Here is a 7239-nt window from a genome sequence, read left to right on the forward strand (position 1 = left end):
AGATCAATTTGACAACCATTGACCCTGAAACAAAAAAACCCGACCAAAATAGCCGGGTTTTCCTGAGATCTGCTCCAGCGAGACTTAACGCTTGGAGTACTGAGGACGCTTACGCGCCTTACGCAGACCAACTTTCTTACGCTCAACTTCGCGAGCATCACGGGTTACATAACCCGCTTTACGCATTGCCGGACGCAGAGTTTCATCGTAATCCATCAGAGCACGAGTCAGACCGTGGCGAATAGCACCCGCCTGACCACTGATACCGCCACCTTTGACAGTGATGTTGATATCAAAGCGATCTGCAGATTCTGCTACAACCAGAGGTTGACGCACGATCATACGCAGAGTCTCACGACCGAAAAAATCTTCGATAGTGCGACCATTGATAGAAATGTTACCGCTTCCCGGCTTGATAAACACCCGAGCCGTGGACGTTTTGCGGCGACCAGTACCGTAATTTTGTGCTACAGACATATCCGCCTTCCGTTAAATGTCGAGTTCTTTGGGCTGCTGGGCTGTATGAGGATGCTCAGCGCCTGCATAGATTTTCAGCTTCTTGAACATGGCACGACCAAGCGGGCCCTTCGGAAGCATGCCTTTTACAGACTTCTGAATAACCTGCTCAGGCGCCTTGTCGACCAGCTTCTCGAAGCTGATGGATTTGATTCCACCCGGAAAGCCGGTATGACTGTAGTACATCTTATCAGATGACTTTTTGCCGGTAACCCGCACCTGGCCCGCATTGATCACAACAATGTAATCGCCAGTGTCTACATGAGGGGTATACTCAGGCTTATGCTTGCCCCGCAGACGACGGGCGATTTCGGTTGACAGACGACCCAGCGTCTTGCCGGCTGCGTCTACAACGTACCAGTCACGTTTTACGGTTTCTGGTTTCGCACTCAGAGTCTTCATTGATTCCGCCTTGAACGCTATAAAAAGAAACGTTAAAAACCACCACCGAAAGTGTATTACACCCGGAAGAGGTTCTGTACCTGTAATTTGATCGGCAGTGACACTATTCGGGGCTGAGATAGTGACATCACCTTGAAAAGCCAGGGCGCGAAGTATACTCGAACGATTATTTAAATCCAACCCTGAAATGCACTGTTTTATAATTCAGCTATTGCCACAACGATTTACCATATAGTGCCTCTGTATTTGAGAGCAATACAGAAGCCAGATATTCCGGTCGCTCACCTCGAATTTCGGCAAGACACTCCAGAATCCTGTGCAGATAAACAGGTGAGTTCTCACCTGCAACAACACCATGTGGGGCCATATCCGGCGCATCAGTTTCAAGCACCAGAGATTCCAGAGGCAGGCGGGCAACTGTATCCCGGGTTTTGTGTGATCGAGGATGCGTAATTATCCCTCCCACTCCAATGCAGCATCCTTGGCCAATCAACTTTACTGCCTGCTGATAGCTACCGGAGAAACCATGTAGCAGAGCCTTGCCGCTCCAGTTGAGACGCCTCAGAGTGGCGCAAACCTCATCGTGAGTTTTAACCGAATGGATAATCAGCGGAAAATCAAACTTTGAGGCCATTCCCACCTGGGCTTCAAACCAGGGTTGCTGCACTGCCAGATCACCATGCAGTTTGTCCAGCCCACATTCGCCGACAGCTACGCATCGGTCAGGTTTCGCTCCCAGAAGGCCATCCAACGCCTCAAGATCTTCGGCAGAGTGCTCACTGACGAACCACGGATGGATTCCAAGACAGTAAAACAGACCAGCGTGAGCCCGGGCCGTGCCGCGAACACGGCTCCAGTCAGGACGGCGCACACCAGGAATAACCAACCCGACAACACCAGCCAATGACGCAGCCCGAAGCTCCTCGGCCCGACGCCCATCAAACTGTGGAAAATCAAAGTGGCAATGAGCGTCAACTAACTTCAAAATCGATTTCACCGCAGGCTCGTCAGTGCTCCCGGGTTTTGTGGAACTCAATGTCCGGAAAACGCTCCTGAGCAAGATTCAGGTTTACCATGGTAGGAGCGATATACGCTAACCGGTCCCCACCATCGAGTGCAAGATTGTCATTGCTCTTGCGCTGGAATTCATCCAGTTTGCGATCGTCCGAGCAGGTCACCCAGCGTGCGGTAGCTACGTTAATCGGCTCATAGACAGCTTCAACCTTGTATTCTGTTTTCAGGCGACTGACAACCACATCAAACTGGAGTACACCAACTGCACCGACGATCAGATCGTTGTTACGCAAGGGCCGGAAAACCTGAACAGCTCCTTCTTCGGAGAGCTGAATCAAGCCCTTCTGAAGCTGCTTCGCCTTCAGCGGGTCCTTCAGGCGAATTCGACGGAACAATTCCGGTGCGAAATTCGGAATACCAGTAAACTTCATGTCTTCGCCGGCGGTAAAGGTGTCCCCCAGCTGGATCGTGCCATGGTTATGCAGGCCGATAATATCGCCGGCATAAGCCTCTTCGGCATGCTCACGATCTCCCGCCATAAAAGTCAAAGCATCAGAAAAGCGTACATCTTTAGCAATCCTCACGTGACGAGCTTTCATACCCTGGCTGTATTGACCAGATACAATGCGCATAAATGCGACCCTGTCCCGATGCTGAGGATCCATATTAGCCTGAATCTTGAAGACAAAACCTGTGAATGCTTCATCATCGGGCTGGACCAGCCTCTGATCCGTCTCCCGGGGCTGAGGCGTGGGAGCCCAGTCGACGAGTCCATCCAGCATATGATCCACACCAAAATTTCCTAACGCGGTACCAAAAAACACCGGAGTGAGCTCACCCGCCAGAAATGCGTCCAGATCAAACTCATGAGAGGCCCCCTTCACCAGCTCGACCTCATCCCGCAAATCCCGAGCATAATCGCCAATTGCCGTATCGAGTTCCGGATTATCCAGCCCGCTGATCACCCGCACATCCTGAATCGCATGGCCATGTCCACTTTGATACAGGATCACCTCGTCACGAAGAAGGTGATATACACCCTTGAAATTCTTTCCCATTCCAATGGGCCAGGTAATCGGCGCACAGGCTATCTTCAGAACATCTTCTACTTCATCCATAAGCTCAACCGGATCGCGGGTATCACGATCCAGTTTGTTCATGAAGGTCAAAATCGGCGTATCCCGGAGACGCGTTACCTCCATAAGCTTGATGGTACGTTCCTCAACACCTTTAGCGCTGTCTATTACCATCAGGCAGGAATCTACAGCTGTGAGGGTGCGGTAAGTATCCTCCGAGAAGTCCTCGTGACCCGGGGTATCCAGCAGGTTCACAAGTTTGCCACCGTACGGAAACTGCATCACGGATGTCGTTACAGAGATCCCACGTTCCTTTTCCATCTCCATCCAGTCAGATTTCGCATGCTGACCGGACTTTTTACCTTTGACCGTGCCAGCTCTCTGTATAGCGTGTCCGAATAAAAGGACCTTTTCGGTAATCGTAGTTTTACCTGCGTCCGGGTGAGAGATGATCGCAAAGGTACGACGTTTAGCCACTTCCTGGGAAAGGTGAGACATTGTTGAAAAGCAACCTGCATCAGATGTTCGGAAAAGGCAGCCATTATAGGGGCTAAGAAGTGATTACGCGAACAGAAGCAACAACCATCAGGGCTGCAATAACAGCGCCATTACCCGGGCGTCCTCCCACCCCGAAGCGGCGGGATAGTAGCGGCGGCGACGGCCGATTTCCTCAAACCCTTCGCTACGATAGAGCTTGCTCGCAATGTTGTTACTCAGTCTGACTTCCAGAATAATCTGGTTCATGTCCTCCCGGCTTGCTTCTTTCACAAGATGGCGCAGCAAAAGCCGCCCGACTCCCCGCCCACGAAATCCAGGGTGAACACAAAGGTTCAGGAGATGGACCTCATCAAGCACATAGGATACCACCGCATATCCGGCCAGCACCCCATCTTCGTCTACCCCCCACAAACGATAGCCCGGTTTGAAGCAATCCTGAAAGATCCCTTCAGTCCAGGGATGAGAGTATCCCTGAAGCTCAATATTCATCACCTCGGGGAGATCTCCGGACTCCAGCGGCCGTATCTCCAGTTCCGGCTCCGAAACAGCAGAACATGAATCGCCTATGGCTTGCATCATACTCTGACCACCGATTTCAGCTTTTGCCACAAGGATCGCTTGAAGCCCGAATTGCTGGCAAGCTCTGCGAGAGAATACTCAGACTCAATATCGGGAGCACGCTCAAGGGCTTCGGCCAACCAGCCATCACTGCCTCCCATGACACCAGAGCCAAGAACAATCAACTTCTTGCTGGTGGAATCAGACAGAATATTCTTAATTATGGATACCAGATCAGCATGCCCCCGCCCTGCCACCAGACGATTATTGAAGACCGGCCACTGAACCCATTTAGCTGACCCCAACTGCACATCTCCAAGACTCTTCAATATATTTTCTGCAAGAGCCTCCTGCAGACCAAGGCTCGCGTCCTTGGAGATATCCGCTATCAGAACGTGCCCCTCTCCCGAAAACACGCGGATATTCAGGTTTGGCATTTGAGCTAAAGGAACCTGAGGCACTGGCATTGGTCCGGCAGCGCCCTGCTCATCACCTGACGGCAAACCCGCTTTTACCGGACTTTTTTGTGCTGAGGGTTCTTTGCCATCTGCACCTTCCTTTTGCTCCATCAAGGCCTGAAGACCTGCGATCCGCTGGCCCCCACGCTGATCAGGCCCGGCGGACGGAAGAGGAACAGAGCCGGGCACGCGATTGGCTGTGCCCGACCCTTTACTCAGCGAGCTTCCCGGAGCCGTGAGCTGAGGCCAGACAGGCATGTCTGGTTCAGGGATCTCAAACTCCAGGCTCGGTGCCGCACCCGGCAACGGCTCTCGGGCATACCACAAACGGATACCTGCAGCGCCGAGATAGAACTGCCTATGAACTTCTGTCGGGGTCATTCAAGCAACCGGCTGATGTTCTGAATCTGCATGAACCAATAGGCATAGCGTAACTTCAAACATCTGCCACCTGGGGATGCTGCCTGATACCACCACGACTGATCAGGTTAAGAGCTTCGATATAGGCCTTGGCGGAGGCAATAATAATATCTGTATCCGCACCAACCCCGTTAACAATCCGGCCACCACGCCCCAAGCGGACAGTAACCTCCCCTTGAGCATCGGTGCCGCTGGTAATGTTATTCACTGAGTAGAGCTGGAGATTACAACCAGAGTCAACAAGCGACTCAATGGCCTTGAATGTTGCGTCTACCGGGCCACTACCTTCAGCTTCGACCCGGTGCTCTTCTCCGTCCATCGTCAGTGTCATAATGGCCTTGGGAACAACGCCCGTTTCAGAGCAAACCTGAAGACAGACCAAACCATAACGGCCGTCTTCATCTTTCTGCCTGGTATCACTTGCGATAGCTTGCAGATCTTCGTCAAAGATTTCATGCTTCAGATCAGCCAGCGCCTTAAAGCGGGTGAACGCCTCATTAAGCTCTGTTTCAGTTTCAAACTGAATGCCAAGCTCCAGCAATCGCGTACGGAATGCGTTACGACCAGAATGCTTGCCCAGCACAAGACTATTGGTGTGCCAGCCGACATCCTCTGCCCGCATGATCTCGTATGTTTCGCGATGTTTGAGCACACCATCCTGGTGAATACCCGACTCATGGGCAAATGCGTTAGCTCCGACTATGGCTTTGTTTGGCTGTACAGGAAACCCGGTAATAGTGGAGACCAGGCGTGAAGCCGGCACTATATGCTGAGCATTTATCCGGGTATCCAGATTGAAAAAATCCTGACGGGTACGAACGGCCATAACGATCTCTTCCAGGGAGGCGTTACCTGCACGCTCACCCAGACCATTGATTGTGCACTCTACCTGTCGGGCTCCCCGGGTTACTGCAGCGAGGGAGTTTGCAACTGCAAGCCCAAGGTCATTGTGGCAATGCACTGAAAAAACCGCCTTGTCCGCGTTGGGAATGCGATTGAGCAATTGATGAATGGTTTCCGCGAATTGCTCAGGAATTGCATAACCGACGGTGTCCGGAATGTTGATAGTGTTAGCGCCGGCATCAATGGCCGCCTCAATGATGCGGCAAAGAAAATCCAGTTCCGAGCGGCCAGCATCTTCGCAGGAGAACTCAACATCATCGACATGACCCCGGGCACGTTTTACTGCCCGGACGGCCTGCTCAATCACCTCATCTGGCTGTATTTGCAGCTTGTACTTCATGTGAATAGGAGAGGTCGCAATAAACGTATGGATTCGCCCTCTCTCTGCGGGGCGAATAGCCTCAGCCGCACGATCAATATCCACATCCAGGGCTCGCGCAAGGCTACAGACTGTTGATTCTTTTATAGTCTCTGCGATCGACTTGACCGCTTCGAAGTCACCCTGACTGGCAATAGCAAAACCAGCTTCGATCACATCCACTCTTAACTTCTCGAGAGCCTTGGCGATCCGAAGCTTCTCCGTCTTGTTCATAGTGGCGCCGGGGCTTTGCTCACCATCACGGAGAGTCGTATCAAATATAACCAGATGATCGTTGCCAGACATTGAGGTGCTCCATATCGAATTTGGCGTTATAACGGCAGTATATCACCGGGACGTATAAGGGAGCAGCGTTGCCCGGACATGAGGCGTAATTTTCAGACAAAAAAAACCCCCTGCGGTGTTCCGCAGGGGGTTTTTGGTATTAAGAGTCTGACGATGACCTACTCTCACATGGGCAATGCCACACTACCATCGGCGCAGGCCTGTTTCACTTCTGAGTTCGGGATGGGATCAGGTGGTACCAGGCCGCTATGGTCGTCAGACAAAACGGTCGATCACTGGGGGATGAGAAAGAACAGCAATATTGATTTTTTCGTTGCGAAATCCGCAATTGTCTTGGGTGTTATATAGTCAAGCCGCACGAGCAATTAGTATCGGTTAGCTCAACGCCTCGCAGCGCTTACACACCCGACCTATCAACGTCCTGGTCTTGAACGGCTCTTCAGGAGGCTCAAGGCCTCAGGGAGATCTCATCTTGGAAGGGGCTTCCCGCTTAGATGCTTTCAGCGGTTATCCTGTCCGAACGTAGCTACCCAGCAATGCCTCTGGCGAGACAACTGGAACACCAGCGGTTCGTCCACTCCGGTCCTCTCGTACTAGGAGCAGCTTTCCTCAAATCTCCAACGTCCACGGCAGATAGGGACCGAACTGTCTCACGACGTTCTAAACCCAGCACGCGTACCACTTTAAATGGCGAACAGCCATACCCTTGGGACCGGCTTCAGCCCCAGGA

The 7239-nt window shown here is 52.1% G+C and carries 7 protein-coding genes and 2 rRNA genes; all 9 read right to left on the bottom strand.

The window, feature by feature from the left end:
* Nucleotides 1–84 precede the first annotated feature (84 nt).
* Nucleotides 85–477 carry a 30S ribosomal protein S9 gene (gene rpsI / locus CPA50_RS16010; protein WP_096783517.1) on the bottom strand — a complete coding sequence of 131 codons (393 nt, stop codon included), beginning with the start codon at nt 475–477 and terminating at the stop codon, nt 85–87.
* 12 nt (nt 478–489) lie between these two features.
* Nucleotides 490–918 (bottom strand): 50S ribosomal protein L13, encoded by a 429-nt coding sequence (gene rplM / locus CPA50_RS16015; protein ID WP_096783518.1) that lies wholly within the window; start codon nt 916–918, stop codon nt 490–492.
* A 208-nt stretch (nt 919–1126) separates the two neighbouring features.
* Entirely contained in the window at nt 1127–1903 is a 777-nt protein-coding gene (locus CPA50_RS16020; RefSeq protein ID WP_096783558.1) for a TatD family hydrolase, read from the bottom strand.
* Nucleotides 1904–1925: 22 nt separating this feature from the next.
* Complete coding sequence (prfC, locus tag CPA50_RS16025) at nt 1926–3506, bottom strand: peptide chain release factor 3 (protein WP_096783519.1); 1581 nt, start codon at nt 3504–3506, stop codon at nt 1926–1928.
* 87 nt (nt 3507–3593) lie between these two features.
* Complete coding sequence (gene rimI / locus CPA50_RS16030) at nt 3594–4115, bottom strand: ribosomal protein S18-alanine N-acetyltransferase (protein ID WP_227519679.1); 522 nt, start codon at nt 4113–4115, stop codon at nt 3594–3596.
* On the bottom strand, nt 4082–4903 hold the full coding sequence (locus tag CPA50_RS16035) for a hypothetical protein (RefSeq protein WP_096783520.1): 822 nt from the start codon (nt 4901–4903) through the stop codon (nt 4082–4084). The genes rimI and CPA50_RS16035 overlap by 34 nt, the downstream gene beginning before the upstream one ends.
* Nucleotides 4904–4958: 55 nt before the next feature.
* On the bottom strand, nt 4959–6509 hold the full coding sequence (locus CPA50_RS16040; protein WP_096783521.1) for a 2-isopropylmalate synthase: 1551 nt from the start codon (nt 6507–6509) through the stop codon (nt 4959–4961).
* A gap of 145 nt (nt 6510–6654) precedes the next feature.
* A 5S ribosomal RNA gene (gene rrf, locus CPA50_RS16045) occupies nt 6655–6769 on the bottom strand.
* 84 nt (nt 6770–6853) lie between these two features.
* Nucleotides 6854–7239, bottom strand: a 23S ribosomal RNA gene (locus CPA50_RS16050); the annotation flags it as partial.

Source organism: Marinobacter sp. ANT_B65 (assembly GCF_002407605.1).
Classification (GTDB): Bacteria; Pseudomonadota; Gammaproteobacteria; order Pseudomonadales; family Oleiphilaceae; genus Marinobacter.